This window comes from Pandoraea cepalis (assembly GCF_902459625.1).
GTDB lineage: Bacteria > Pseudomonadota > Gammaproteobacteria > Burkholderiales > Burkholderiaceae > Pandoraea > Pandoraea cepalis.
Window position 1 is genome coordinate 492,078 of the sequence record NZ_CABPRY010000003.1, and the last position, 25,841, is coordinate 517,918.

Sequence of the window (25,841 nt, forward strand, 5' to 3'; positions counted from 1 at the left end):
TATATCGGATTGAATATAGCGGTTCACATGCCCGCGAGCGCCGTCAACGTCAAGCAGAGTCAGGGCGCGGCTTATATAGCACTACAAGAAATATCGCCACGTGTTGAGCCAAGGCAAACCTTCGATGCGACGCGCTTTACATGTCACAAACGAAGGCGAATAATCGCCTCGTGTTCGAAGACCCGACTGCGCAGTCGTTGCCTTAAGCCGGCGGGAACCGCCCCCCAACACTTCGGAATCGTGTGGCGTTCCCGCTTTCGCTCGCCTGTCGGCGCCATCTTGCGCCGACTCATGCCAGGGAAACGCCATGAGTCATTTCGTTGACCGTCTTCGTTTTTTCACGTCTTCACGTCCCCAGTTCTCCGAGGGGCACGGTGCCACGACCGACGAAGACCGCGGCTGGGAAGACGCGTACCGTCAACGCTGGCAGTTCGACAAGATCGTGCGCTCCACCCACGGCGTCAATTGCACCGGGTCTTGCTCCTGGAAGGTGTACGTCAAAGGGGGCATCGTCACCTGGGAAACGCAGCAGACCGATTACCCGCGCACGCGCCCCGACATGCCGAACCATGAGCCACGCGGCTGCTCGCGTGGCGCGTCGTACTCCTGGTATCTCTACAGCGCCAATCGTCTCAAGTATCCCCTCGTGCGCAGCGCACTCGTGTCGCGCTGGCGCGAGGCGCGCAAATCGCTCGCGCCTGTCGAGGCATGGGCCTCCATCGTGGAAAACGAGGCGTCGCGCCGGGCCTATCAGTCGCGTCGCGGCCTGGGCGGCTTTGTGCGCGCCTCGTGGGACGAAGTCAACGAGATCATCGCTGCCGCCAATGTCTACACGGTCAAGCGCTATGGCCCGGATCGCGTCACCGGTTTTTCGCCGATTCCGGCGATGTCGATGGTGTCGTATGCCGCCGGCGCGCGCTATCTGTCGCTGATCGGCGGCGTCTGCCTGAGCTTCTACGACTGGTACTGCGATCTGCCGCCGGCCTCGCCGCAAACGTGGGGCGAGCAGACGGACGTGCCCGAGTCGGCCGACTGGTACAACTCGACGTTCATCGTGATGTGGGGCTCGAACGTGCCGCAGACGCGCACGCCGGACGCCCACTTCATGACCGAGGTGCGCTACAAGGGCACGAAGATCGTGTCGATCTTCCCCGACTATGCGGAAGGGGCGAAGTTCGGCGACCTGTGGCTGCATCCGAAGCAGGGCACCGACGCCGCACTGGCGCTTGCCATGGGCCACGTGATCCTCAACGAATTCCACCTGGCCGGCAAGAGCGATTACTTCATCGATTACTGCCGACGCTTCACGGACATGCCGTGTCTCGTGCGGATGGTCAAACAGGGCGATGGCTACGTGCCGGAGCGCCAACTGCGCGCGGCCGATTTCGACGGCGCGCTGGGCCAACCGCACAACGCCGACTGGAAGACGGTCGTGATCGACGAGTTGAGCGGCGAGTTCGTGGCGCCGGTCGGCTCTATCGGCTATCGCTGGGCGCAAGGTGACGATGCCAACAAGGGCAAGTGGAACCTGCGCGAAGAGGGTCCCGACGGCAAACCCATCCAGCCGCGCCTCACGATGGTGGAGGGTCACGACGAGGTCGTACCCGTGCTGTTCCCGTACTTTGGCAACCAGCCGCACGCGCATTTCACCTGCACGTCGCACGCCTCGGTGCAACGCCGCAATGTCGGTGTGCGCCGTGTCCAGACGACCGAAGGCGAAGTGCTGGTGGCGACCGTCTACGATCTGTTTATTGCGAACTACGGGCTTGATCAGGGCCTGGGTGGCGAGCACATCGCCCACACCTACGACGACGATGTGCCCTACACGCCGGCATGGCAGGAGGCGATCACCGGCGTCAAGCGGGAAGACGTGATTTCGGTGGCACGCCAGTTCGCCGAGAACGCGCACAAGACGCAGGGCAAGTCGATGGTCATCATCGGGGCCGGTATCAACCACTGGTTCCACATGGATATGTCGTACCGCGCGATCATCAACATGCTGGTGATGTGCGGATGCATCGGGAAATCCGGCGGCGGCTGGTCGCACTATGTCGGCCAGGAAAAGCTCCGCCCGCAAACGGGCTGGACGCCGCTGGCGTTTGGGCTCGACTGGCACCGCCCGCCGCGCCAGATGAACGCGACGTCGTACTTCTATGCGCACACGGACCAGTGGCGTTACGACAACAGCGATCCGTCGGGCCTGCTTTCGCCGCTCGCGGACAAGGCCCCGTTCCACGGCCGCCCCATCGACTACAACGTGCGCGCCGAGCGCATGGGCTGGCTGCCAACGGCGCCTCAACTGCAAACCAATCCGCTCGATGTCGGCCGCTCGCTACCCGATCCGTCGAAGGCCGGGCAGTATGTCGCGAACGCCCTCAAGGACGGCACGCTGCGCATGGCGTGTACCGACCCGGATCACCCCGACAACTTCCCGCGCAATCTGTTCGTGTGGCGCTCGAATCTGCTCGGGTCGTCGGGCAAGGGCCACGAGTACTTCCTGAAGCATCTGCTGGGCACCACGCACGGCGTGCAGGGCGAAGACATCGGCAAGACCCACGGCGCGCGTCCGGAAGAGGTCAAATGGCGCGACGAAGCGCCCAAAGGAAAGCTGGACCTGCTCGTGACGCTGGACTTCCGGATGTCCACCACCTGTATGTACTCCGACGTCGTGCTGCCCACGGCCACTTGGTACGAGAAGGACGATCTGAACACGTCCGACATGCATCCGTTCATTCACCCGCTCTCGGCCGCCGTCGATCCGGCGTGGCAGGCGCGCAGCGACTGGGAGATCTTCAAGGGCATCGCCAAGCGTTTCTCCGAACTGTGCGACGGCCATCTCGGCACGGAGACGGACGTGGTGCTCGCGCCCATCGCGCACGATGCGCCCGGCGAACTCGCGCAACCTTACGAGGTGAAGGACTGGGGTGCCGGGCAGTGCGATCCGGTGCCGGGCAAGACCGCGCAAGGCGTGGTCGTCGTCAAGCGCGACTATCCGAATACCTACCGGAAATTCACGTCGCTCGGGCCGTTGATGGATTCGCTCGGCAACGGTGGCAAGGGCATTCAGTGGGAGACGCACGAGGAGATCGACCTGCTCGGGCAGCTCAACTACAAGGTCTCGGAGGCCGGGGTGTCGAATGGTCGGCCGCGCATCGAGTCGGCGCTCGACGCCGCCGAGGTCATTCTCACGCTTGCGCCCGAGACCAACGGCGAGGTGGCCGTGCGGGCGTGGCAGGCGCTCACGAAGGTGACTGGCCTGCCGCACGCGCACCTTGCCGAAGCCCGCGCCGACGAGAAAATCCGCTTTCGCGACATTCAGGCGCAGCCGCGCAAGATCATTTCGTCGCCCACGTGGAGCGGGATCGAGTCGGAGCACGTGTCGTACAACGCCGGTTACGTCAACGTCCACGAACTGGTGCCATGGCGCACGTTGAGCGGACGTCAGCAGCTCTACCAGGACCATCCGTGGATGCGGGCGTTCGGTGAGTCGCTGTGCGTCTACAAGCCGCCCATCGATACGGGCAGCTACGCGCACATGCTCGGCCAGCGCAGCAACGGCAACCCCGAAAAGGTGCTCAACTTCCTCACGCCGCACCAGAAGTGGGGCATCCACAGCACCTACACCGACAACTTGCTGATGCTTACGATGTCGCGCGGCGGACCGATCGTGTGGATGTCGGAGGCCGATGCGCGCTCGCTGGACATCGTCGACAACGACTGGATCGAGTGCTTCAACGCGAACGGCGCGTTGTGCGCCCGTGCCGTGGTGAGTCAGCGGATTCCGAGCGGGGCCGTGATGATGTACCACGCGCAGGAGAAGATCGTGAACACGCCGGGTTCGGAGATCACCGGCACGCGCGGCGGCATTCACAATTCGGTCACGCGCATCAGCGTCAAGCCCACCCATATGATCGGCGGTTACGCCCAGCTTTCGTACGGCTTCAACTATTACGGCACCGTCGGCTCGAACCGCGACGAGTTCCTGGTAGTGCGCAAGATGAATCGTATCGACTGGCTCGACGATACCGCCGACCAGGTGCTCGTGCCCCCGACCGGAGAACGCCAATGAAAGTGCGCGCGCAGATTGCCATGGTGCTCAATCTGGACAAGTGCATCGGTTGCCATACCTGTTCGATCACCTGCAAGAACGTCTGGACGAGCCGCGAGGGCATGGAATACGCCTGGTTCAACAACGTCGAGACCAAGCCGGGCATCGGCTATCCGAAAGACTGGGAGAACCAGAAACGCTGGCGCGGCGGCTGGACGCGCAAGGCCAACGGCAAGCTCGAACCGCTGCAGGGCGGCAAGCTCAAGCTGCTCGCCAGCATTTTCGCCAATCCGCATCTGCCGGAGATCGACGATTACTACGAGCCGTTCACATTCGACTACGGTCATCTGCAGACCGCCTCGGATGCGAAAGCCATGCCGGTGGCACGGCCACGCTCGCTGGTCACCGGCGAGCGCATGGAGAAGATCGAGTGGGGACCGAACTGGGAAGAGATTCTCGGGGGCGAGTTCGCCAAGCGGTCGCAGGACTACAACTTTGAAGCGGTGCAGAAGGACATCTACGGCCAGTTCGAGAATACCTTCATGATGTACCTGCCACGCCTGTGCGAACACTGCCTGAACCCGGCCTGTGTCGCATCGTGCCCCTCCGGGTCGATCTACAAGCGCGAGGAGGACGGCATCGTGCTCGTCGATCAGGACAAGTGCCGCGGCTGGCGCATGTGTGTGTCGGGCTGTCCGTACAAGAAGATCTACTACAACTGGCACAGCGGCAAGGCCGAGAAGTGCATCTTCTGCTATCCGCGCATCGAAGCCGGGCAGCCGACGGTGTGCTCGGAGACGTGCGTGGGCCGTATTCGCTATCTCGGCGTGCTGCTCTATGACGCGGACCGCATCAGCGAGGCGGCCGGCGTGGCCGACGAGAAAGACCTGTACGAGTCGCAGTTGTCGGTCTTTCTGGACCCCAACGATCCGGCGGTGATCGCACAGGCAAGGCTCGACGGCGTGCCCGACGCGTGGATCGAAGGCGCCAAGGCGTCGCCCGTCTACAAGATGGCGGTCGACTGGCGCATCGCCTTCCCGCTGCATCCGGAATATCGCACGCTGCCGATGGTCTGGTACGTGCCGCCGCTCTCGCCGATCAACGCCGCCGCGAACAGCGGCGATCTCGGCATGAACGGCGCGCTGCCCGACGTGGCGTCGCTGCGCATTCCGCTGCGCTATCTCGCGAACTTACTGACCGCCGGCGACGAAGCGCCGGTGAAGCTTGCGCTTGAGCGCCTGCTCGCCATGCGCGCGTTCATGCGCGCACGGCACGTCGACGGCGTGCAGGCGGACGACGTGCTGGCGCAAGCCGGTCTGTCCGTGGCGCAGGTCGAGTCGATGTACCGATATCTGGCGATTGCCAACTACGAGGACCGGTTCGTGATCCCGACCGCCCACCGCGAATACGCTGAAAACACGTTCGACATGCACGGCGAGTGCGGCTTCTCGTTTGGCAACGGATGCTCGTCGGGCAACGACACGGGCAACCTGTTCAACCCGGTCAAGAAGAACAAGCGGACCATTCCGATTCAGGAGATTTGAGATGTCCGCCTCCGATACCCCCCTCGGCTTGCAGTGCCGCCTGCTCGGTGCGCTGCTGCATTACCCGGACGACGAGGTGGCCCTTGCGTTGCCCGAGATCGAGCAGACGTTGCTCGGCAGTCCGCGCATTGGCGGCGCCGCACGGCGTGAGCTTGACGCGTTCTTCGCCTACTGGCGCGAGCGCGATCTGCTCACGTTGCAGGAGAACTACGTGGCACAGTTCGACCGTGGCCGCGTGACGTCGCTCTACCTGTTCGAGCACGTCTACGGCGAGTCGCGCGATCGCGGGCAAGCGATGGTCGACCTCATGCAGACGTACGAGCGCAGCGGCATCTACCTGGCACCTGGCGAGTTACCCGACTATCTGCCCGCGTTTCTCGAGTACGTCGGCATCCTGACGGAATCGGAAGGCTTGGCGCGTCTCAAGGATATCGAGCATCTCCTGCAGGCCATCGATGCCGGGCTCGCCAAACGCGGATCGCCCTATGCCGGACTCACGCGCGCGCTGCTCTGGCTGTGCGGCGCAACCACGGCGCAGCGCGAGACGCAGACGCCGCCCGAACACGTCGACGACGCTTCGCATATTCCGCGTGCGGCGGACTACGATGCCATCGACGCCAGCTATCAGGATGCCCCGGTGCGTTTCATGGGCGCGGGCCATCCGAGCGGGCAGGGCAATACCGTCGGTGAACCGATTCAGTTCCATGCGCGCCGTCCCGGGCGCTGAGTTCGGAAAGCAAGGAGTGTGACCATGCAAGCTTTCTTTCATCAGTTTCTGTTTGGCATCTATCCGTACATTTGCCTGACGGTACTGCTCCTCGGCAGCCTGATCCGCTTCGACCGCGAGCAGTATTCGTGGAAGAGCGATTCGTCGCAATTGCTCAAGCACGGCATGCTGCGCCTGGGCAGCAATATGTTTCACTGGGGCGTGCTGGTCGTCGTGGCCGGGCATTTCGCCGGGTTTCTGGCGCCGCACTGGCTCGTCTCGCCGTTCCTGAACGCGTCGCAGCACCAGTTGATCGCGATGGTCGGTGGCGGCGCCGCGGGCGTGGTCGCCATCATCGGCCTGACGATCCTCATCGCCCGTCGCATCGGCACGCCGCGCGTGCGCGCCACGAGCCGCACGTGGGACATCGTCATCGTGTTCATGCTCTGGATTCAGCTCGCGCTGGGACTCGGCACGGTGTTGCTCTCCATGCGCCATATGGATGGCGCGATGTTCGAGCAACTGACCGATTACGTGAAAGGCATCGTGACGTTCCAGCCGGGCGTGGCGACCTTGCTTGAAGGCGTGCCGCTGACCTATCGCGCGCATATCGCGCTCGGCTTCACGATCTTCCTCGTATCGCCCTTCACGCGCATGGTACACATCTGGAGCGGTCTGGCGTCCGTGGTCTATCTGATCCGCCCGTATCAATTGGTGCGCAAGCGCTGAGGCGCGGCGCTCTTAATCGCCGCTAAACGTCGATAAGCGTCGAACAACGTCCCTAGTGCCAAGGACCCTGAACATGCAAACCTTGTTGACAGAGGCACGCGCGCCGCTGCGCGTGAACGGTATCGAGATTCACGCCAGCGCCATTGACGAGGCCATGGCAGAACTTGCCGATGCCCCGACTGCCGCCGCCGGCCCGGCATTCGATGTGGAGACGACGGCCCGCTACGCACTCGCGATCCGAGAGTTGTTGCGGCAACGCGCAGTCGAGTTGGGCCTCGCGCTCGACACCGACCCGCCCGATGCGATGGCCGATGCCGTGTTCGCGAAGGAGGTCGCTACGCCTGTCGCCACCGTCGAGGAATCTCGCCGCTATTACGATCAGCACCGCGAGCGCTTCACCAGCGGCGAACTGGTGCACGCGAGCCATATTCTGTTCGGTGTGACCGGACGGGCACCGCTCGCGCTGGTGCGCGCCAAGGCGGAAGAAACGCTGAACGCGATCCTGCAATCGCCGGACCAATTCGAAGCGATGGCGGCGCAGAGGTCGAACTGCCCGTCCGCACAAGTGGGAGGGAGTCTGGGGCAGCTTGAGCGCACGAGCTGTGTGCCGGAGTTTGCGCAAGGCATTTTCGGTTCAGGCGAGACGGGCGTGCTGCCGCGGCTGATCAAGACCCGCTTCGGCTTTCACGTGGTGCGAATCGATCACCGGGTGCCGGGTGCGCTGGTGCCGTTCGAGGCCGTGCAGGACGACATTGCCACGATGCTCACCGAGCAGGTACGCCTGCGCGCCACGCGTCAGTATGTGCAACTGCTTGCCGCGCAAGCCGATCTCGAAGGCGTGACCTTCGCGAGCGCCGACGGGCCGCTGGTCCAATAAGGGAGAGGGCATGGATACCGCACGCGTTGCCACTGCACCTCCGGTCGCCGGCCAGGGGCCCGCGCCGGGCGTCAAGGCGTACTCGGTGTTGTTCGCGAGTACGTTCGCGTTTCTCGTTTGTTTCGTGGTCTGGATGATGTTCGGCGTGCTGGGCATCCAGTTGCGTGAAGACCTTGGCCTGAACAGCACGGAATTCGGTCTGCTCACTGCGACGCCGGTGCTGACCGGCGCGGTGATGCGCCTGCCGCTCGGCATCTGGACGGACCGCTTTGGCGGGCGCCTCGTGATGACCGTGTTGCTGGTGACGTGCGCGATTCCGGTGTATGTCGTCAGCTACGCGACGCAGTTGTGGCAATTCCTTGTTATCGGGCTATTTCTTGGGTGCGTGGGCGCGTCGTTCGCTGTGGGTACCCCCTACGTCGCACGGTTCTTCCCGCCGGCCAGGCGTGGTTTCGCGATGGGCTTTTTCGGGGCAGGCACGGCAGGGGCGGCCGTCAACCTGTTCATCACGCCGAGCTTGGAGGCTGCGTACGGCTGGCGTGCGGTCCCACGCATCTATGCGGTCGTACTGCTCGTCACGGCAGTGATCTTCTGGCTGGCGTCCGCGCCGGACCCGGGTGCGGGGAAGAAGGGCGGATCGATTCTGGCGTCGTTCAAGGTTTTGAGCAATGCACGCGTATGGCGGCTGTGCCAGTACTACTCGATCACCTTCGGCGGTTTCACGGCGTTGTCGCTTTGGATTCCCCAGTATCTCAAGGCCGAATACGGCATGACGGTGGTGATGGCCGCGGCGGTGGCGGCCGGTTTTTCGCTGCCCGGCTCGGTGCTGCGCGCGGTCGGCGGCGTGCTCGCCGACAAGTTCGGCGCGCACGCGGTCACGTGGTGGTGCCTGTGGGTGGCGTGGATCTGCCTGTTCCTGCTGTCGTATCCGAAGACCGATTTCGTGATCTACACGATCCAGGGACCGCAAACGTTCCACATCAGCGTGTCCGTGGTGGGGTTCGTGATGCTCGCCTTCGTGCTGGGCGCCGTGTTCGCGTTCGGGATGGCCTCGACGTTCAAATACGTGGCGGACGAGTTTCCCGAGAACATGGGGGTGGTGACCGGGATCGTGGGGTTGGCCGGTGGCCTGGGCGGGTTTCTGCTGCCGATTCTGTTCGGCGCGCTGCTCGACATCGTCAAGATCCGCTCAAGTTGTTTCATGCTCCTTTACGGCGTCGTGTGGGTCTCGCTGATCCTGATTTATCTTGCCGAAGTGCGACGTGCGCGAGTGATGTAGGCGAGTATGGGGTGGCGTTGCCGATGAGAGGTGTGGCGCGGACACACTAGCCATCCCGGGACGGCGGACATTCCATGCCCCACCGGAAATGGCCGCTGCGCAGCAGCACCGGCGCGCCGAGGCACAGCCCGAGGTAGCGCTCGGTCATTTTCTCGATGGCCGGGCGATTCGCCCGGAATGCCGCCATCAGGTCGTCGACGTTGCACGATTTCGCGCCAAAGTGATCCTCCAGCGCTTCGGCCGAGATCGCACACAGCACACGCTTGTGGTTAAGATCGGCCGCGAACTCGATCGTCAGGTCGTCGCCGTTATAGACCGGTGCGACGTGCGGAAACTCAATCTTCATGACCCAACTCCTCCGAGGCCCGAGGGCGGCGGTAGCGCTCGTCAAACTCGCCAGTCACGGCCGGGGCGTGACTCCGGACCGCTTCATCTCCCTCCAGGTAGGCCTGCTCCATCGGTTCCACGACATGGCAAGGCCAGCCGAGGCGCTCCGCAATTCGCCGGCGAAGGCTGTCCGATGCGGCCGGCTCACCATGATTGAGAAAGATATGCCGGACCGGTTTGTCGAATTTCGAAAGCCAGGCGAGCGTCTCGTTGTAGTCGGCGTGAGCGGACAGCGTGTCGAGCTGCACGACTTCGGCGCCGACGTGAACGTACTCGCCGAAAATCTTGACCTCGCTGCCACCGCTGACCAGGGTCGCGCCGCGCGTGCCGGGCGCCTGGAAACCTGTAAAGAGCACGGTGTTGCGCCAGTCGCCTGCCATCGCCTTGAGGTGGTGCAGCACGCGCCCGCCGGTGGCCATGCCACTCCCCGCAATGATGACCAAGGGGACGGCGCGGGTATCGAGCCATTTCGACTGCTCCACACCGGAGACGAACGTCGCCGCGCCACACATCTCCGCGCATTCGACCGGGTTCAGTCGGTGATCGGTCCGGTGCGCCGCGTAAGTGTTCGTGACATTGATCGCCATAGGGCTATCGAGATAGACCGGCACGTCCGGAATGCCACCAGACGCCTTCTGCTTCGCAATCCAGTAAAGCAGGCTCTGCACACGACCGACGGCAAACGCCGGCACGATCACGGTGCCCCCGCGGGCGAACGTTCGGTTCAGGATTTCCGCCAGTTGCGCGCCGGGATCGGTCCGGTCGTGCAGCCGATCCCCATACGTCGACTCCAACACCAGGAAATCCGGTGACTCAGGGACTGCCGGCGCCAGCATGATCGGGTCGTCCTGCCGTCCCAGATCGCCTGAAAACAGCAGCTTCCGGCTACCGACACTGAACTGCGCCATCGCCGCGCCCAGAATATGGCCGGCATGCCAGAAGTGCAGCGTGATCTCGGGGGACACTTGAAACGGCATATCGAATGGCAGCGGCTTGAGCAGCGCGATCGCGCGGTGGGCGTCTTCAGCGGTAAATAGCGGGAGGGCAGGCTGATGCTTCGATTTTCCGTGACGGTTCACGAACGCCGCCTGTTCTTCCTCGAGTCGTGCACTGTCGAGCAGCAGAATCTCGCATAAATCGCGCGTTGCGGATGTGCAATACACGGGACCTTTGTAGCCATAACGCGCGAGCACCGGCAGGTAACCGCTATGGTCGATATGGGCGTGTGTGAGCACCACGGCGTCGAGGCGCTGGACGTCGAACGCGGGCGCCGCCCAGTTGCGAGCGCGCAAATTCTTCACACCCTGAAAGGCGCCGCAGTCGATCAGAACTTGCCTGCCGGCGGCCGAAAGCAGGGTCTTGGAACCGGTCACGGTGCCGGCGGCCCCCAGGAAGCGTAACTGCATGAACACACCTCACACGATGTCCGGGAGGCCAGATGGCGTCCGGTATTGGCAGAATAGCCCGCCCGTGCCGGATCATCCTTCGACGTGGCCGTGGACGTTGATGTGTATCAAGGACCGTGTTCGCGTTCGCCCACCGCTCGCTTAACTGCCGCTACCGTGTAATCGTCATGATGGCAGACGGTTGACTCGGCCCGCGCGAACTTCGCCGCTGCCGCGTTTTACGCGCTCGCTGTGCCCCGGCCTGTCGTCGAGTTCACCCGTTGACCCTAGTGAGGACGACGCAATGCCTCATCGAATTCTTCTTGCCACGGACGGTAGTGAGACGTCTTGGCACGCCTTGCATGAAGCCATCCGATTCGCGATGCCCGACGACGTCGTTCGGGCAGTCAATGTGATCGACGATCCTTTTGCCCACTATCAGGCCGCGTTCGCCTCCCATATCGATCTCGAAGCGGTCCGCGACGCCTTGATTTCCGAGAACCAGCAGACGTTGAGCGATACCTACAAGACGCTGCGTGAAGAAGGGATCCAGGCCGACACGCGTTCCATCGATCTGCGCGCATGGGGTGGCACGATTGCCGACGCCATTATTCGGGAAGCCGAGCGGTGGCATGCCGATCTCCTGGTGCTCGGCACGCACGGACGCAAGGGCGTGCGGCGGCTCTTGATGGGCAGCGTTGCCGAGCAAGTGCTTCGCCAGACGCATCGGCCCGTCATGTTGGTGACCGGGCCCGCCCCATCGCCGCAGGGCCCGTCCACGGCGGCAACCGCCACCGACCAGGGGTGAGATCATGTTGAAACGTATCCTGGTCGCCATCGACGGCAGCCCCACGGCCGATAAGGCGTTTGACTATGCGCTGGCGCTCGCCAAGGCGCGTAACGCGCACCTGCATGTCGTGTTTGTCGTGGACATCCCGGTGGCCTACGTGGCCGATGCCGATCCGTTTCCCTTTATCGAAGCGATGCGGCTACAGGGCAAGGCGATTCGCGATGCGGCCACCCAGCGGCTCAAGGGGGAGGGCGTTGACGGTGACGTCGAGATACGGGAACTCCTGCCGCTAGGGGGCGATGTCGCGCACCAGATCAACGTGGCAGCCGATGAAGACCAGGCCGATGTGATCGTCATCGGGACGCACGGCCGACGCGGCTTTCAACGCTTGGCGTTGGGGAGTGTGGCGGAGAACTGCGCGAGACAGGCGCAGCGCCCCGTCATCCTCGTTCCCCCGGCTGCGGCCGAGGCGGGCAATGCGGTGTCGTGAGCCTTCGGTTGCGGTAGCCGAGGTCGCACAGGCATGGCACGATGCGAGAGGAGCGCGAACGGCCCACGCGTGTAGAATCGTCGGGCGGGACGTGCGATCTCACACACCCGTGCGTATCGCGAAGGCGATACCTCCGAATTCAATACGCGACGCAGGGGACGGCGCATGACTCGCATCATCGTAGCGGACGATCACACGCTGGTCAGGGCGGGGTTGCAGCGCATCCTGGCCGGCAGCGAGAACCTTGAGATTGTGGGAGAGGCGGCGAACGGCGCGCAGGCGATGGCGCTGCTCGAGCAGACCCCCTGTGATGTCCTGCTGCTGGATCTCTCGATGCCCGGACGCAGCGGCGTCGACCTGATCGTGCAGATCAAGGCGTCATTTCCTCGCGTTGCGATTCTCGTACTCACGATGCACGGCGAAGAGCAGTACGCCGTGCGTGCGCTCAAAGCCGGCGCCGCCGGATATATGACGAAGGAATGTGCACCGTCCGAGTTGGTGCTGGCCGTCAGGAAAGTCGTTGCCGGTGGCGTTTATCTGAGCCTGGCGATGGCCGAGCGGATCGCACAGGATCTGGCGAGCACCGTTGGCGATACGCCGGGCTATCGGCGCCTGTCCGACCGGGAATTCGATGTGTTCCTGATGCTGGCACGGGGTCTGAGCGTGAGCGATATCGGCGATACCCTGTGCGTGAGCGCCAAGACCGTGAGCACCTACAAGGCTCGCGTGTTGCAGAAGCTTGACCTCAGGAGCCAGACCGATCTGGTCCATTACGCGATCAAGCACAATTTGTTACGGGACAGCCTCTGACCGGGCGGTTTTACAGCGCGGTCTGTCAGCCATGGCCTACAGAGCGCCGTCACGGCTGACAAAAGATCGCGTCGCGCGCTTATTTTCTTTCCGGTGTCCGTCTCCAATACTGAAGGCGTCGATTGCACAGGCCAGTCCACCGGAGTTCGCCATGTATGCTTCCTTCCGCCCGCTCGATCCCGCCCCCGAGGCCTACCCACAGAGCATTCGCGTGCATCGGGCATTCAACGATATCGATGACGGTGTGCCCCGGTGCAGCACCTGCCTTCTGCGTCAGCTTTGCCTGCCGGAAGGCCTTTCCGATGCATCTGCCCGCGGTCTGGACGGCGTGACCCGGGTGCGTCGTACCGTTCGCCGCGGTGAAGTGCTGTTTCGACCGGGCGACCCTCTCGAACATCTATACGCCGTGCGTGCGGGCTCGTTCAAAACGGTCATCATGCACCCGGACGGCCGGGAACAAGTCACGGGGTACATGATGGGCGGGGAACTGCTTGGGCTGGGCGCCATCGCCAGTGGCCGGCAGGTGTCGGAAGCGGTGGCGCTGGAGGATAGCCAGGTCTGCGCGATCAAGTTCGCGGATTTGGAAGCCGTTGCCGGGCAGGTGCCCATGATAATGCGACAGATGCATCGGCTGATCGCGGCAGGCATTGTACGAGAGCAGAACCAGTTATTGCGCCTGGGCACCGCGCGCGGCGAGGCCAGGTTGGCCAGCTTCCTGCTGGACGTCTCGGCGCGGCTCGCCGCCCGTGGGTACTCCCCCAGTTCGTTCCTGCTGCGCATGACGCGTGAGGAGATCGGCAGCTACCTCGGCCTGCAGTTGGAAACGGTCAGTCGAATGCTCTCGCGCATGCAGGCGCAGAATGCGCTGCGCGTCAGGCAACGCGAAATCACGCTGCTCGATACCAAGCGCCTGGGCGAGATGGCGGCCCTGTCGCATTAGCCGCGTCTCTTTCCCCCCGCTTCCTTGGCAGGCCCGAATGCGAGCAATGCAGTTGTCTAAGCGGGACGGCACGCTCACGCTCGTGGATATCCCGATTCCTGTCCCGGGGCCCACGCAGGTCTTGGTGCGCGTGAGCGTGTGCGGCGTGTGTCGCACCGACCTCCATGTGGTGGATGGCGACCTGCCGGACGTGCCCGACGCGATCATTCCGGGACACGAGATTGTCGGGACCGTAGCGGCAGTGGGCGCGGAGGTGCGCGGACTGGCGATCGGAGATCGAGTCGGCGTCCCTTGGCTCGGCGCGACGTGCGGCCACTGTCGTTTTTGCCAAAGTCATCGGGAAAATCTATGCGAGGCGGCGCGTTTCACTGGGTATACGCTGAATGGCGGCTATGCGGAATACGCGGTGGCCGAAGCCCGCTTCACGTTCAACTTGCCCGAGCGCTACGATGACGCCACCGCCGCGCCGCTGTTGTGTGCCGGGCTGATCGGCTACCGGTCGCTGAGCATGGCGGGCGATGCACGACGGATCGGCCTGTATGGCTTCGGTGCCGCCGCCCATCTGATTGCCCAGATCGCCCAAGCCCAATCGCGGGAAGTCTATGCCTTCACACGGCCCGGCGACGAAGCGGCGATAGCCTTTGCGTTGGCCAACGGGGCTTGCTGGGCGGGCGCGAGCGACGTGCCGGCACCGCGGCGCCTGGATGCGGCGATCCTCTTTGCTCCGGTCGGCGATCTTGTCCCGCAAGCCCTTGCGGCTGTGGATCGGGGCGGCACCGTCGTGTGCGCTGGCATCCACATGAGTGATATCCCCGCGTTCCCCTACCGGCTGATTTGGGGTGAGCGGCAGGTCAGATCGGTCGCCAATCTGACGAGAGACGATGGGCTGGCGTTTCTGGCGCTCGCCGAACGAATCCCGTTGCACGTCACGACGAAAATCTACCCGCTCGAACAGGCAAATGTCGCCTTGAGCGATCTGCGGCGAGGTGCCTTTTCAGGTGCCGCGGTACTCCAGATTCGCGCGCCATAGCCGGATTCAGGCGTCGCGCGAGTGGGCCGGTGGCGACGTTTCCAGGGGGATCACGGTGGTGACAACTGTTCCGCCCTCGGATGGGCTGCGGACTTCCAGCGTACCGCCCAGCAACCGTGCCCGCTCACGCATGCTGATGAAGCCGAGCGAATCCGATTTTGGGCGCGTTGGGGGCAGGCCTCGACCGTTGTCGGAAATTCGAAGCCGACATTCGCGATCGCATGACAATTCGATCGTGACCGATGTCGCCCTGGCGTGTTTCGCCACGTTGTTGAGGGACTCCTGAACAATCCGGAACAGCGCCGTCGCGACCGGGGCGGGAATCGGGGGCAGACTGTGTGCCTCCGTAAAATCGACGGCCACGCCATACCGGCGTGCAAAGTCCCGGGTGTACCACTCGATCGCGGGACCGAGCCCCAAATCATCGAGCATCGGGGGGCGCAGATCAGCGGCCATTTGGCGCACGGCGGCGACCATACCGTCAATAGATTGCTCGATTCTCTTGACATCGCCGCTGACGGGGGCCTGATCGCCCAGGGCGCGCTTGAGCAGCGCCGTGTCCATTTTCAAGGCGGTGAGCCGTTGGCCCAGGTCGTCGTGCAACTCCCGGGCGACCCGTAGCTTTTCCTCCTCCCGAACCGCTTCGAGACGTGCATTGAGCTTTTCGAGTTCAGTGCGAGACGTTTGCAGCGCATTCGCAATTTGTCGTTGTTCGGTCACGTCACGCAATACCACTGTATAGAACTTGCCGGCCGCGTCGGCGCTTTGCGAAATCGACGCTTCCATCGGAAACTCCTCGCCGTCCGAGCGCAATCCCCAGAGCGGCCTGCCTCGCCCCATCAGGCGCTCCGACACGCCGGTCATGCCAAAACGCTCGATATGCTGATAATGCGCCTCCCGAAACCGCGCCGGGATGAACCGCGCGAGCGGCTCGCCGATCGCTTCCATGGCGCTGCATCGGAACACGCTTTCCGCCGTCGGATTGAAGATCTGGATCCGTTGCTGATCGTCGATGGTGATGATGGCCTCGCGCACGGATTGGATCACACTGAAAAGACGGCTTTCGGAGTGCCGCTTGTCCCCCGCGTTGCGTTCGCTGAGCCGTTGCGCGTGACGTCGCGCCAGCAGGGCGAGGGCCCAGGCGAACGTCGTCACCGCCGTCATGAACAGCCCCAGACCGAGGGCCCAATTGGCCACGCCGGCCCCGCGCAGCGAGGCAAATTCATTGGACGCGGTGAACGTGAGAAACAGCGCAGGTTTTTCCCCGTACGGCAGACTCGCTTGCGTTTGGTAGTCGATGGGGGGACGGGGCTCGCCGGGCGCCCGGGGATAGAGGCTGTCGAAGATGGGGGTGGGTTGGTTCGCGCCGTCCCGGGTACTGACGGTCAACGCGATGTCATGGAGAAGCGGCCCGATGGCAACGTGTACGAGCGCGTCGATATCCGCAACGGCATACGCGCATACCGACGGGCGGCTGGTGTCGGACAGGAAAATCCAATACGCGCGTCCCGTCGCCGCCGATGTCCTCGTAAAAAGGTTCCCCGTTGTTTTTGTACCACTTGGCAGTGCCATCGAACCGCTCGGACCGAACACCGTGTCGTCGCCGATGGTGTAGGCAACAACACGCTCGATGGTGTCGCCCGTGCGCTGACATCGCGCGAAGCTCACCAGACCGGGCAATCGCTCCGACACCCGCATGTTTTGCGCATACGCTCCCCAGGCATTTTCGTCGGGGCGAGGCGCCATCGCCAGCCGGTCGAGCGCGCTATGCAAGGTGTCGCGATAGGCAGAGAGGGCGATCGCGAGCTTGTCCGTCGCGGCTGTTGTGCGCAAGTCGAATCGCGCGTCGACGTTGGCCTGCATCGTGGTGCGTACGGCGACCCAGTTCCATGCCGCAAGCGCGAGGCAGATCGAGCACAACAGGGCTAGGGTGATGCCATCGGTCTGCTGCGAAAGCGATTGTATTGCCCCACGAAACGTCAATTTGGTCATGTACGTTGCCCCCTGTCGGTTCTCATGCCGAGGATTCCGTCTTTGTAGCACTGCTGGCGCAATTTTCCCATCCTAGTCAATCCGTAAGGCATCGCGCGTGACAAGCGCAAATCCCCGGAGCGCGGACGTAACAGCGGCGGCGTCGTCAAGTCAGGCCTTGATCCGCGTCAACGGAGGCGGCCGGCGTCGAACTAGAGTACAAGGTGATCGCCCCCATTGGAGAGTCACCATGACCTACCGGACGCTGCTTGTACACGTCGATAACAGTCAGCAATCCCGCGCACGCGTCGAGCTTGCCGTGGACTTTGCCTGTCGGCTACCGGCCCACCTCACGGGCATCTACCTGCCGTTCCACATGCCGCTATTTTCCGACGTCACCGATATTGGGGGCATGGGGGTACCGCCGCCGTCATCGCCGGAGAGCGACGCCAAGCGACTTGAGCAGGCGGAGCAGATGTTCATGGAGATCTGTCGCCGTCAGGCGGTCAGTCCCGAATGGCTGGCGCCCCGATTCGACACGATTCGCGAGATGCAAACCCATGCACGCTATGCGGATCTGGTGATCGTCGGACAGGAAGACCAACGCGACCCCGAAACGATACCGGCCATGGGGTTCGTCGAATCTGTCGTGCTCGCCGCTGGCCGGCCTGTCCTGATCTTGCCGTATGCGGGCAAGGTACCGCGTGCGTTCAATAACATTCTGCTCGCCTGGGACGGCGGGCGCGAAGCGGCGCGCGCCGCAGCCGACGCCATGCCCTTCTTGCAGGCGGCGAAGACCGTCCATGTGATGCACGTCAGTCGAGGAAGCAAAACGGACGTCCTTGGTCCGATTCCGGGGGTTGATATCGCGATGTTCTTCGCCCGTCATGGCGTCAATGTGCGAGTGACGCCCGAACGCGGCGCCAATGACATCGCTGTGGGCGAGGATTTGCTCTCCCGCGCAGCCGACATGAACATCGACCTGATTGTGATGGGCGGCTACGGCCATTCGCGAATGCAGGAATGGGTGCTCGGGGGGGTGACTCGCACGCTACTTGAAACCATGACGGTGCCGGTGCTGATGTCGCACTGACGCCACGCGATTCGGAGTTCGGATATGAAAGCGCTGGTATTCCACGGTCCACAGCAAATCGCGCTGGAGGACAGACCCATGCCGGAGGTGATCGCGCCAACCGACGCCATCGTCCGCGTTTCCAAGACGACGATATGCGGTACCGATCTGCATATTCTCAAGGGTGACGTGCCGACGGTGGAGCCTGGGAGAATCCTGGGACATGAGGGGGTAGGCGAGGTCGTTCAGACAGGCACCGCCGTGACCGCGTTCAAGCCCGGCGACCGCGTGCTGATTTCGTGCATTTCATCGTGTGGGAAGTGCGAGGCTTGCCGACGTGGCATGTATTCGCATTGCGCGGCCGGTGGCTGGATTCTTGGCAATCGGATCGACGGCACACAAGCCGAATATGTCCGCACGCCGCATGCCGACACCAGTCTTTACCATGCGCCTGTCGGCATCGATGACGACGCGCTGGTCATGCTCAGCGACATTCTGCCGACCGGATTCGAGTGCGGCGTGCTCAACGGCAAAGTCAAGCCGGGCGACAGCGTGGCGATTGTTGGCGCAGGTCCGATCGGCCTTGCGGCGCTGTTGACCGCGCAATTCTTCACGCCCGCCCAACTGATCGTCGTCGATCCGGATGCCTCACGGCTGGAAGTGGCAACGCGACTCGGCGCCACGACGGTGCTCTCGCCCGGGCAAGCCGCCGAGGAGACCATCCGTAACCTGACCGGCGGGCGCGGCGTCGATACGGCCATCGAAGCCGTCGGCGTGCCGGCGACGTTCGAGTTATGCCAGGCGATCGTCGCCGCCGGGGGCGTCATCGCGAATGTCGGGGTGCACGGCAGCAAGGTCGATTTACACCTCGAGTCGCTGTGGGACAGGAACATCAGCATCACGACCCGGTTGGTCGACACGGCGGCGACGCCGATGTTGCTCAAGACCGTGCAATCGGGACGTCTTTCGCCCAGCGTGCTGATCACCCACCACTTCTCGCTTGCCGAAATTCTCGACGCGTACCGGACGTTTGGCGACGCCGCGAACACGCATGCGCTAAAGGTCATCATCTCGCCGTGAGGTGTGCGGCGCACGGCACGGCAGCGCGGATGTCTCGTCCGCCTGCCGCCGCCGATCATGGCGCTTTCGGAAGTGTATCGAGCAGGTCGTGCAACGCCTCGGCCAGCGCTGGCGTCACATCGATGGCGTTGGACGCGTGCGGCACTGTGTTGGCCGTCACGACCCGGCTGGCGCCGGCGGCGAGGAGATCGTCGACGCTGATGCCGTCGAACAGTCCATGAACGGCAATGCAGACCGGGTTGCCGAAGCCGGCTCGGACCAGCGCCTTGACAGTGGCTACCATCGTTTGCCCGCTCGCCAGGATGTCGTCGACGATGACTGCCGTGCGTTTCGCAAACGTCGCGGGTACCTGCAACCGGACACTGACCTTGGTGTCGGCCTCCCGGGTCTTGTGCGCGACGACCGACGGCGCGCCGATGCGCTCGCCGATCTGTGCTACCCACGCTTCGCTTTCGTCGTCCGGTCCCACGATGAGCGGATTGGGCACGCTCGCCGAGATCCACTCGGCCGTGGCGGCGACGGCATGGGGAGAGCGCACCGGAACGGCATAGGCCGCCGAGAGCGACGGCAGCCGGTGCAAGTGCGGCTCAATCGTCACCAGGCCATCGATATGCGCGCTGAGCAGCCGGCCAAAGCTGTAGGCGGACACGGATTCGCCCGGATGGAAGCGCGCGTCCTGGCGCAGGTAGCACAAATATGGCGCCACGAGGACGACATGGCGCGCGCCGAGGTCCCGCGCGGTGTCCGCCGCGAAGATCAGCGGCAGTATCTTGGCATCGGGGCGGTGGAGCGAGCAGACTATGACGACCGCCTTCCCGCTCAGCGGCCCTTCGAGCGCCACGCGTTGTTCGCCATCGGGAAAGCGATGGATATCCAGGCGCTGCACCGGACAAGCGAGGCTGCGAGCGAGCGATCGTGCCACGGATTCGTCCCCGGGCATGGAATAGACCACGACATCCTTCATGATTCCCCCACAGCGACGATGGCTGGAAAGCGACACGCGTACTCGTACGCGTAATCGAGTTCTCCCTCGCTTTCCGCATAGATGGTGAACAAGGGCTGTCTCGAAACCACGTGGGTTCCGATCGGTGCTTCGAAGACCACCCCAGCCCTCGGCGCGGCCGGTGCGCCTGCCAGCTTTGCCACCCGCGCCAGATGGCGATTGTCGACGGCGGTCACCACGCCACTGTGGCGGGCCGTTACGGGTTTGCTATGCCGCCCGACCAATGGCTCGCGCATGCCGCCCTGGGCCTCGCAGATTCTCTGGAATTGCCGCCACGCGAGCCCACTGGACAGAATGCGGTGTGCACATGCCTGGCCTTCGCCGGGCAGGGCCTTGCCGCCCATTTCCAGGAGTCGGCCGGCGATATCCACGCTCTTGTCGGCGAGATCGGCCGGGGCATTGCTGCGATTTTGCAGCACGGACAACACGTCGCGCGCCTCCAGACTGGGGCCGATCCCGCGGCCGATCGGTTGAGCGCCCGCACAGACATAGGTCGAAACGTCGAGTCCGAGCGCCCGGCCGATCGTGCGCAGCCGTTCGGAAAACAGGGTGCTGGCGTACTGAGACCGAATCTTGGCGGTCAGGCCGACCGGCACGTCGATCAGCACGTGCGTGGCGCCGGCGGCCAGCTTCTTCGACAGGATGGAGGCCATCATCTGCGCTTCGCTGTCCAGATCGAGCGGGCGCTCCACCTGAATCAGAATGTCGTCGGCCGGGCTGAGGCCCGCCGCGCCGCCAAAGACGATGCAGCCCCCCACGGCGTCCACGACCCGGCGCATCTCGTCGGCACGCAGATCGACCGGGGCCAGCGTTTCCATGGTGTCGGCGGTCCCCGCGGGCGACGTGATTGCGCGAGACGACGTCTTCGGCATGATCAGCCCTTGCGACGACACGATAGCGACCACGATCGGGGTGGTGCGATTGCCCGGCAGGCCACCAATGCTGTGCTTGTCGACGATGCAGTCCGCCTGCCAATGGAGGGTCTCGCCCGTGGCCACCATCGCGCGCGTGAGGGAAATGATCTCGTCGTCCGAGAGCCGATTCCCCGTGCATGCGGTCAGAAATGCCGAGATATGGATGGAGGAATAGCGGCCGGCGGCAATATCACCGATCACCTCATCGAGTTCTGCGGGCGTAAACGCCTCGCCGAACATCCGGCCTCGCACGTGGCGAAAGGACTCGATCGGCGGCATGTGACGTACGCGCACCCATTCGCCCTCGGACACATCGAGCGCGGCCAGGGCGGCTTCGCTCAAACCGATCTCGTCGAGTTCCACCCAATCGCCCGTCACGGTCTGTAGCGTTGCGACGACGCTTGCCGTCCGGTATTCAAGCTGCAGACGCGTCTGTGCCGCGAAACCTTCCGAGCGACAGATCAGGCTATCGCGCCGAAGGTAGGCAACGGCTTCGCGCAACGTGTCGATCTGGACTCTGCGGGCGCGCAGCCGGCGTCCGGTGAACGGAAGGTCGGCGTGGGTATCGGCTTCTCCCGGCGACGAGCCTCGCAGGTCGGGACGACCGACGGCCTCAGCTTCCGGTGACTTCTCGATGTCGTCTGACACAGTGCGTATTCCTTGCAGAGCGCTACGGAGGCGCGTCCCGTCAGCGCGGATTCAGGGCCGATATCGGCGGTGCCTTAGGTTCCCAGCGTAGTGCCGGCAGGCGCGGTAGGCGGCGGGTGTCCGGTGAGACGTTGATGTGCATCAAACGGTGCCTCTCCACGTGTTTCTTGTGAACAACGCATCGGCCGACGTTGAGATATGTCAAGGCCCGGGCCGCGGCAACGGACTATCGTGGAGACATCGCCGGTTCCAGCACAACCGACGCAAGCGACACCCGATCTTGCCGGTCCTCCGGCACTTGCGTTCGGATACGGCCCCGTTCCGAACGCAGGCAAGTTGGGTTTCTGCCCGCTTCGGCGGGCGATTTTTTTCGCGCGTTGCGGTCGCGTTGTGTGACTCGCAATCCATTCGGGAGACGCGACGATGTCCAAGGCCCTGATTCCCCCCTTGAGCCTGTGCAAGGCGCAAGTGTTCGCGGCGCTCGATGCTCACAGAAACTGGGTGGAGAACGTGCAGTGTCTGCGGCAGATGCAGCTAAAGGCCGACGAGGGTCTGATCGAGGCCGACAACGCGTTCGCCAGTGCACTGGAAAGTGCGTCGGATTTCAGTGCGCTCTTCAATAGCCAGCTCGCCTTCATGAACCAGCAGTTGGCGATGCAGAACCTGATCTGGCAAGGGCTGGTGAAAATGAGTGCCCGCGGGCCCACGGTCTGGGCCGAACAGTACTTGGCGGCGCAGAAGGCATGGCAACGGGTGTTCTCCGAGACGGCGGGCGAGGCGATGGATACGCAAAGCCCCGCCAATTGGTGGACGGCGTGGGGCGAACTGACCCAAACGGCGATGAACGCGTTCGGCTCACTCTCGGATCCGGTCGAACAGAGCGCGCCGCGCGCGAGGCCGGCGGCGTCGGCGCATAACGCCGCGCGCGGCTGATCGGCGGCGGGGCGTCGTCGCCACTCGCGCGAGTCCCCCTGGCGTCCCGACGCTACGCTCGCTCGTCACCGTGGAAGCTCATCCCTATGCCCGGCGCACCCGCTACCGAAGCCATCGTCGCCACCGGACTTACCAAAGGGTTCGGGGAAGGGGCGGCCCGCACGACAGCCGTCAATGCGGTTGACCTGGTCGCCCATTTTGGCGAGATGCTCTTCATCGTCGGACCGTCGGGAAGCGGGAAGACCACGCTCCTTAGCCTGCTCTCCGGCATCCTGCGTCCCGATGCCGGCAAGGTGTGGGTGGGCGGCAGCGATATCTGGGCGTTGTCGAAAGACGATCTGGCGGATTTTCGGCTGAACACGATCGGCTTCGTGTTCCAGGACTATCACCTGTTCCCCAGGCTGACGAGCGCGGAAAATGTGGCGATACCGCTCGTCCTCAAGCACCAGAACTGGAACGAAGCGCTCGAGGCGGCCCGCCAGAGTCTTGCGATCGTCGGCCTGAAAGACCGTGCAGAGGTGGTGCCCGTCAAGCTCTCGGGCGGTGAGCAGCAACGCGTGGCAATTGCTCGGGCGATCATCGGCTCGCCTCAGATACTGGTGCTCGACGAGCCGACGGCGTCGCTGGACGGCGATACGGGCAGGATGATCATCGCCTTCGTCAAGCAGAAGATTCTGGACCGGAACCGATGCATCGTCATCGTGACGCACGACGCCCGCATCAACGAATACGCGGACCGGATCGTTCATATGGAGGACGGACGCATCGTCTCGGCGAATGGGGGGCACCGTTGAGAAACCGATGGCTCTTCGTTGTCTCAGGGGCGGGTATTCTCGCTGCCTTGCTGGGCGCTTACGTTTTCTCGCTCGAGCGTAAGCCGGAAGCGCCTGCCTTCACGCCCGTGAGCAATCCGTATCCGACGGCAATCTACGCAACCGGCATCGTGGAAAGCGAGCAGGGCGGGGGCGCCAATATCAACATGTTCCCGGAGGTCTCGGGCGTCGTCACGCAGGTGCTCGTGCATGAAGGCGATAAGGTGCGCGCTGGCGCGACGTTGTTGCGCATCGACGATGCGGTCCAGCGCGCGACGACGGAGCAGTTGCACGCGCAAATGCTCGCGGCAGGTGCCGTCCTCGACCAACTGAAGGCTGAACCCAGGAAGGAAACCCTGGCCGTTGCCAAGGCGCAGGTTGACCAGGCGCGCGCGAATCTGACGGCAGCGCAGGACCAGTACGACAAGCGGCGAGCGTCTTACGAGATGGACAGCCGATCGATCAGCAAGGACGTGCTCGATACGGCCCGTGACGCGGTCGGTCAGGCGAAAGCGGCACTGGAAGTCGCGCAAAGTCAATATGCGCTGACTCGCGCAGGCGCGTGGCGCTACGACGTGGACAATCAGGCGCACCAGTATGACGCACTGTCCCAGGCCTATAGCGCGGCCAACGCGCTACTGCAAAAATATGCGATCACCGCCAAATCCGACGGCGTGGTGCTGGCCCTGAATGCCACCGTGGGCAGCTATGTCTCCTCGCAGGGCGTCTACGATACGTACACAGCAGGGTTCGATCCCCTGATTGTCATGGGCGGGCCCCAAGACTATCTAGCGGTACGTTGTTATGTCGATGAAATCCTGGTGTCGCGGCTGCCGGCTGCCGGTCACATGCGCGCGCAGCTTTCCGTGCGAGGCACCGATCTGAAGGTGCCGCTGGAGTTCGTTCGCGTACAGCCGCTCGTATCGCCCAAAATCGAGTTGGCCAACCAGCGGCGGGAAAAGGTCGATCTGCGTGTGCTGCCGGTCATTTTCCGGTTCAAGGCAGCAGACTTGCCGAGGGTGTATCCGGGACTTCTCGTCGACGTCTTCATTGGACAGCAATGATGGACACCTCCGATACCCGGGGAGGGTGAGCGTGCGATCCACCGGCATCATGCGCATCGGCTTTCGGTTGCTCGTCAATGATAAGGCCAAGTTCTCCGCCGTGCTGGTCGGCATCGTGTTCGCTGTCTTCCTGATGACACAGATGACGGCGATGTTTGCGGGCATCCTGAACCGCGCCCATTCGACCATCACCAATGTCGGCGCCGAGATGTGGGTCATCGATCCCGCGGTCAATACACCGAGCTCCGCCATTCCGCTGCCCAATTTCCTGCTGGACGCGGTACTGAGCATGGACGGTGTCAAATATGCCGCGCCGTTGTTCATCGGCGGCGCCCAGGTCAGGCTGGCCAGCGGCGTCTACCAATCGGTGAGCGTGGTCGGCCTCGACGATGCGAGTCTGTTTGGCCGCCCGCATATGGAAAAGGGGGACATTCTGGACATCTATGCCGACAACGCGTTTCTCGTCGTCGACGATCCCGAAATCGCCAAGCTGGAGCATCCCACGATCGGAACCACGTTCGAAATCAATGACTTTCGCGGCGTTGTCGTGGGTTTGGCGAAGGTGTCCGCGAACGGGTTGAACGGCGTGCCAACGCTCTATACCACCTACAGCAGGGCCGCCGAGTACATTCCGGGCACCCGGTTCACCCTTTCTTACATTCTGGTGCAGCCGAAGTCGCCCGCGGCGATTCCGGCCATCAAGCGGCAGGTGTCACAGCTCGGCTACATCGCGCTCACCAATGACGAGTTCAACCAGCGAGTGGCAAATTTCTATACGTACCGGACCGGCATCGGCACCAATATTCTGCTCATGACCATCATCAGTTTCATCGTGGGGGTCTCCATATCGGGCCAGACGTTCTATTCGTTCGTGCTCGAAAACCTGGACAAATTCGGCGCGCTGAAGGCGATCGGCGCAAAAGGCAGCGAGCTAGTGAAGATGATTCTGTTCATGGCCGCATTTACCGCACTGACGGGCTATGGCATCGGCGTCGGCCTGGTCACGTTGGTGATCGCGCTTGCCAAGCGCACATTGCCTAACTACGCGGCCATCACCACGTTCTGGAATCTTGCGTTCTCCTTCACGATGGTGTTGCTGATTGCGGCCATTTCCAGCTATATCGGCATTCGCAAAGTGTTGCGGATCGAACCGTTCGACATTTTCCGCGGATAAGCCCGCGGCCCGTTGCGGGCGGCGCTGCCGCCCATTGATGTTCGTCAAGGCGCAATCGCGCCCGTTGCACCAGACTTCAGGCAATACGATCAATAGGCTTGAAGCGCTCGCCAAACTCGCTCACCAAGCGCCTGCCGGGCCGATATCACGTCGCG

Annotated in this window: 22 protein-coding genes and 1 pseudogene; 18 read left to right on the forward strand and 5 right to left on the reverse strand. The window is 63.4% G+C overall.

Annotated elements, in window-relative coordinates; all coding sequences use genetic code 11:
- The first annotated feature begins 307 nt into the window (after window positions 1-307).
- The 6 genes from PCE31107_RS10245 to PCE31107_RS10270 all read left to right on the forward strand — a co-directional run bounded on the left by PCE31107_RS10245 (window position 308) and on the right by PCE31107_RS10270 (window position 9,183).
- Window positions 308-4,069 carry a nitrate reductase subunit alpha gene (locus PCE31107_RS10245; RefSeq protein WP_150608181.1) on the forward strand — a complete coding sequence of 1,254 codons (3,762 nt, stop codon included), beginning with the start codon at window positions 308-310 and terminating at the stop codon, window positions 4,067-4,069.
- Entirely contained in the window at window positions 4,066-5,592 is a 1,527-nt protein-coding gene (gene narH / locus PCE31107_RS10250) for a nitrate reductase subunit beta (protein WP_017234418.1), read from the forward strand. The genes PCE31107_RS10245 and narH overlap by 4 nt, the downstream gene beginning before the upstream one ends.
- A 1-nt stretch (window position 5,593) precedes the next feature.
- Window positions 5,594-6,319: a nitrate reductase molybdenum cofactor assembly chaperone gene (gene narJ, locus PCE31107_RS10255; protein WP_130026029.1), complete on the forward strand. Its 726-nt coding sequence runs from the start codon at window positions 5,594-5,596 to the stop codon at window positions 6,317-6,319.
- 24 nt (window positions 6,320-6,343) lie between these two features.
- Window positions 6,344-7,027: a respiratory nitrate reductase subunit gamma gene (narI, locus tag PCE31107_RS10260; RefSeq protein ID WP_150608183.1), complete on the forward strand. Its 684-nt coding sequence runs from the start codon at window positions 6,344-6,346 to the stop codon at window positions 7,025-7,027.
- Between the two features lie 73 nt (window positions 7,028-7,100).
- A complete protein-coding gene (locus tag PCE31107_RS10265; protein ID WP_150608185.1) occupies window positions 7,101-7,904 on the forward strand; it encodes a peptidylprolyl isomerase in 804 nt (267 codons plus the stop codon).
- Window positions 7,905-7,914: 10 nt separating this feature from the next.
- Entirely contained in the window at window positions 7,915-9,183 is a 1,269-nt protein-coding gene (locus PCE31107_RS10270) for an MFS transporter (RefSeq protein ID WP_150608186.1), read from the forward strand.
- A gap of 46 nt (window positions 9,184-9,229) precedes the next feature.
- On the opposite strand, the gene PCE31107_RS10275 is transcribed toward PCE31107_RS10270, so the two are convergent.
- Window positions 9,230-9,529 (reverse strand): DUF1488 family protein, encoded by a 300-nt coding sequence (locus tag PCE31107_RS10275; protein ID WP_150608188.1) that lies wholly within the window; start codon window positions 9,527-9,529, stop codon window positions 9,230-9,232.
- Window positions 9,519-10,976 (reverse strand): MBL fold metallo-hydrolase RNA specificity domain-containing protein, encoded by a 1,458-nt coding sequence (locus PCE31107_RS10280; RefSeq protein WP_150608190.1) that lies wholly within the window; start codon window positions 10,974-10,976, stop codon window positions 9,519-9,521. The genes PCE31107_RS10275 and PCE31107_RS10280 overlap by 11 nt, the downstream gene beginning before the upstream one ends.
- A 283-nt stretch (window positions 10,977-11,259) precedes the next feature.
- On the opposite strand from PCE31107_RS10280, the gene PCE31107_RS10285 reads away from it, so the two are divergent.
- The 6 genes and pseudogenes from PCE31107_RS10285 to PCE31107_RS10305 all read left to right on the forward strand — a co-directional run bounded on the left by PCE31107_RS10285 (window position 11,260) and on the right by PCE31107_RS10305 (window position 15,015).
- The gene (locus tag PCE31107_RS10285) at window positions 11,260-11,763 is read left to right on the forward strand and encodes a universal stress protein (RefSeq protein WP_130026025.1); all 504 of its coding nucleotides are present in this window, start codon (window positions 11,260-11,262) and stop codon (window positions 11,761-11,763) included.
- 4 nt (window positions 11,764-11,767) lie between these two features.
- Window positions 11,768-12,235, forward strand: a complete 468-nt coding sequence (locus tag PCE31107_RS10290) for a universal stress protein (protein ID WP_150608192.1) — start codon at window positions 11,768-11,770, stop codon at window positions 12,233-12,235.
- 165 nt (window positions 12,236-12,400) lie between these two features.
- Window positions 12,401-13,045 (forward strand): response regulator, encoded by a 645-nt coding sequence (locus tag PCE31107_RS10295; protein WP_130026024.1) that lies wholly within the window; start codon window positions 12,401-12,403, stop codon window positions 13,043-13,045.
- A gap of 151 nt (window positions 13,046-13,196) precedes the next feature.
- Window positions 13,197-13,577 (forward strand): annotated as a pseudogene (locus PCE31107_RS23915) (cyclic nucleotide-binding domain-containing protein); the annotation flags it as partial.
- A 33-nt stretch (window positions 13,578-13,610) separates the two neighbouring features.
- Window positions 13,611-13,985 (forward strand): helix-turn-helix domain-containing protein, encoded by a 375-nt coding sequence (locus PCE31107_RS23920; RefSeq protein WP_425494724.1) that lies wholly within the window; start codon window positions 13,611-13,613, stop codon window positions 13,983-13,985.
- A 37-nt stretch (window positions 13,986-14,022) separates the two neighbouring features.
- Window positions 14,023-15,015, forward strand: a complete 993-nt coding sequence (locus tag PCE31107_RS10305; RefSeq protein ID WP_150608196.1) for a zinc-dependent alcohol dehydrogenase family protein — start codon at window positions 14,023-14,025, stop codon at window positions 15,013-15,015.
- A gap of 6 nt (window positions 15,016-15,021) precedes the next feature.
- Here the strand turns inward: PCE31107_RS10305 and PCE31107_RS10310 are convergent, their stop codons facing one another.
- A complete protein-coding gene (locus PCE31107_RS10310) occupies window positions 15,022-16,587 on the reverse strand; it encodes a PAS domain-containing sensor histidine kinase (protein ID WP_174966614.1) in 1,566 nt (521 codons plus the stop codon).
- 577 nt (window positions 16,588-17,164) lie between these two features.
- On the opposite strand from PCE31107_RS10310, the gene PCE31107_RS10315 reads away from it, so the two are divergent.
- Together PCE31107_RS10315 and PCE31107_RS10320 are read left to right on the forward strand one after the other, a co-directional pair.
- Complete coding sequence (locus tag PCE31107_RS10315) at window positions 17,165-18,079, forward strand: universal stress protein (protein WP_246181783.1); 915 nt, start codon at window positions 17,165-17,167, stop codon at window positions 18,077-18,079.
- A 24-nt stretch (window positions 18,080-18,103) separates the two neighbouring features.
- Complete coding sequence (locus tag PCE31107_RS10320) at window positions 18,104-19,138, forward strand: zinc-dependent alcohol dehydrogenase family protein (protein ID WP_150549881.1); 1,035 nt, start codon at window positions 18,104-18,106, stop codon at window positions 19,136-19,138.
- Between the two features lie 55 nt (window positions 19,139-19,193).
- On the opposite strand, the gene PCE31107_RS10325 is transcribed toward PCE31107_RS10320, so the two are convergent.
- The gene (locus PCE31107_RS10325) at window positions 19,194-20,102 is read right to left on the reverse strand and encodes a ribose-phosphate diphosphokinase (RefSeq protein ID WP_150608200.1); all 909 of its coding nucleotides are present in this window, start codon (window positions 20,100-20,102) and stop codon (window positions 19,194-19,196) included.
- Window positions 20,099-21,703 carry a thymidine phosphorylase family protein gene (locus tag PCE31107_RS10330; protein ID WP_150608202.1) on the reverse strand — a complete coding sequence of 535 codons (1,605 nt, stop codon included), beginning with the start codon at window positions 21,701-21,703 and terminating at the stop codon, window positions 20,099-20,101. Before PCE31107_RS10330 ends, PCE31107_RS10325 begins: the two co-directional genes overlap by 4 nt.
- Window positions 21,704-22,126: 423 nt before the next feature.
- On the opposite strand from PCE31107_RS10330, the gene PCE31107_RS10335 reads away from it, so the two are divergent.
- The 4 genes from PCE31107_RS10335 (at window position 22,127) to PCE31107_RS10350 (ending at window position 25,686) form a co-directional block, all read left to right on the forward strand.
- Window positions 22,127-22,636 carry a hypothetical protein gene (locus tag PCE31107_RS10335; protein WP_150608203.1) on the forward strand — a complete coding sequence of 170 codons (510 nt, stop codon included), beginning with the start codon at window positions 22,127-22,129 and terminating at the stop codon, window positions 22,634-22,636.
- A gap of 86 nt (window positions 22,637-22,722) precedes the next feature.
- The gene (locus PCE31107_RS10340) at window positions 22,723-23,430 is read left to right on the forward strand and encodes an ABC transporter ATP-binding protein (protein WP_150608205.1); all 708 of its coding nucleotides are present in this window, start codon (window positions 22,723-22,725) and stop codon (window positions 23,428-23,430) included.
- Window positions 23,427-24,512: an HlyD family secretion protein gene (locus PCE31107_RS10345; RefSeq protein WP_150608207.1), complete on the forward strand. Its 1,086-nt coding sequence runs from the start codon at window positions 23,427-23,429 to the stop codon at window positions 24,510-24,512. The genes PCE31107_RS10340 and PCE31107_RS10345 overlap by 4 nt, the downstream gene beginning before the upstream one ends.
- A 49-nt stretch (window positions 24,513-24,561) precedes the next feature.
- The gene (locus tag PCE31107_RS10350; RefSeq protein WP_174966615.1) at window positions 24,562-25,686 is read left to right on the forward strand and encodes an ABC transporter permease; all 1,125 of its coding nucleotides are present in this window, start codon (window positions 24,562-24,564) and stop codon (window positions 25,684-25,686) included.
- The last annotated feature ends 155 nt before the right edge of the window (window positions 25,687-25,841 follow it).

Coding starts and splice junctions, on each gene's coding strand:
- PCE31107_RS10320 (WP_150549881.1), top strand. CDS start 18,104: ATGAAAGCGCTGGTATTCCACGGTCCACAGCAAATCGCGCTGGAGGAC.
- narI (WP_150608183.1), top strand. CDS start 6,344: ATGCAAGCTTTCTTTCATCAGTTTCTGTTTGGCATCTATCCGTACATT.
- PCE31107_RS10285 (WP_130026025.1), top strand. CDS start 11,260: ATGCCTCATCGAATTCTTCTTGCCACGGACGGTAGTGAGACGTCTTGG.
- narJ (WP_130026029.1), top strand. CDS start 5,594: ATGTCCGCCTCCGATACCCCCCTCGGCTTGCAGTGCCGCCTGCTCGGT.
- PCE31107_RS10290 (WP_150608192.1), top strand. CDS start 11,768: ATGTTGAAACGTATCCTGGTCGCCATCGACGGCAGCCCCACGGCCGAT.
- PCE31107_RS10280 (WP_150608190.1), bottom strand. CDS start 10,976: ATGCAGTTACGCTTCCTGGGGGCCGCCGGCACCGTGACCGGTTCCAAG.
- PCE31107_RS10325 (WP_150608200.1), bottom strand. CDS start 20,102: ATGAAGGATGTCGTGGTCTATTCCATGCCCGGGGACGAATCCGTGGCA.
- PCE31107_RS10335 (WP_150608203.1), top strand. CDS start 22,127: ATGTCCAAGGCCCTGATTCCCCCCTTGAGCCTGTGCAAGGCGCAAGTG.
- narH (WP_017234418.1), top strand. CDS start 4,066: ATGAAAGTGCGCGCGCAGATTGCCATGGTGCTCAATCTGGACAAGTGC.
- PCE31107_RS10270 (WP_150608186.1), top strand. CDS start 7,915: ATGGATACCGCACGCGTTGCCACTGCACCTCCGGTCGCCGGCCAGGGG.
- PCE31107_RS10340 (WP_150608205.1), top strand. CDS start 22,723: ATGCCCGGCGCACCCGCTACCGAAGCCATCGTCGCCACCGGACTTACC.
- PCE31107_RS10295 (WP_130026024.1), top strand. CDS start 12,401: ATGACTCGCATCATCGTAGCGGACGATCACACGCTGGTCAGGGCGGGG.
- PCE31107_RS10245 (WP_150608181.1), top strand. CDS start 308: ATGAGTCATTTCGTTGACCGTCTTCGTTTTTTCACGTCTTCACGTCCC.
- PCE31107_RS10350 (WP_174966615.1), top strand. CDS start 24,562: ATGCGCATCGGCTTTCGGTTGCTCGTCAATGATAAGGCCAAGTTCTCC.
- PCE31107_RS10310 (WP_174966614.1), bottom strand. CDS start 16,587: ATGGCACTGCCAAGTGGTACAAAAACAACGGGGAACCTTTTTACGAGG.
- PCE31107_RS10275 (WP_150608188.1), bottom strand. CDS start 9,529: ATGAAGATTGAGTTTCCGCACGTCGCACCGGTCTATAACGGCGACGAC.
- PCE31107_RS10265 (WP_150608185.1), top strand. CDS start 7,101: ATGCAAACCTTGTTGACAGAGGCACGCGCGCCGCTGCGCGTGAACGGT.
- PCE31107_RS10305 (WP_150608196.1), top strand. CDS start 14,023: ATGCGAGCAATGCAGTTGTCTAAGCGGGACGGCACGCTCACGCTCGTG.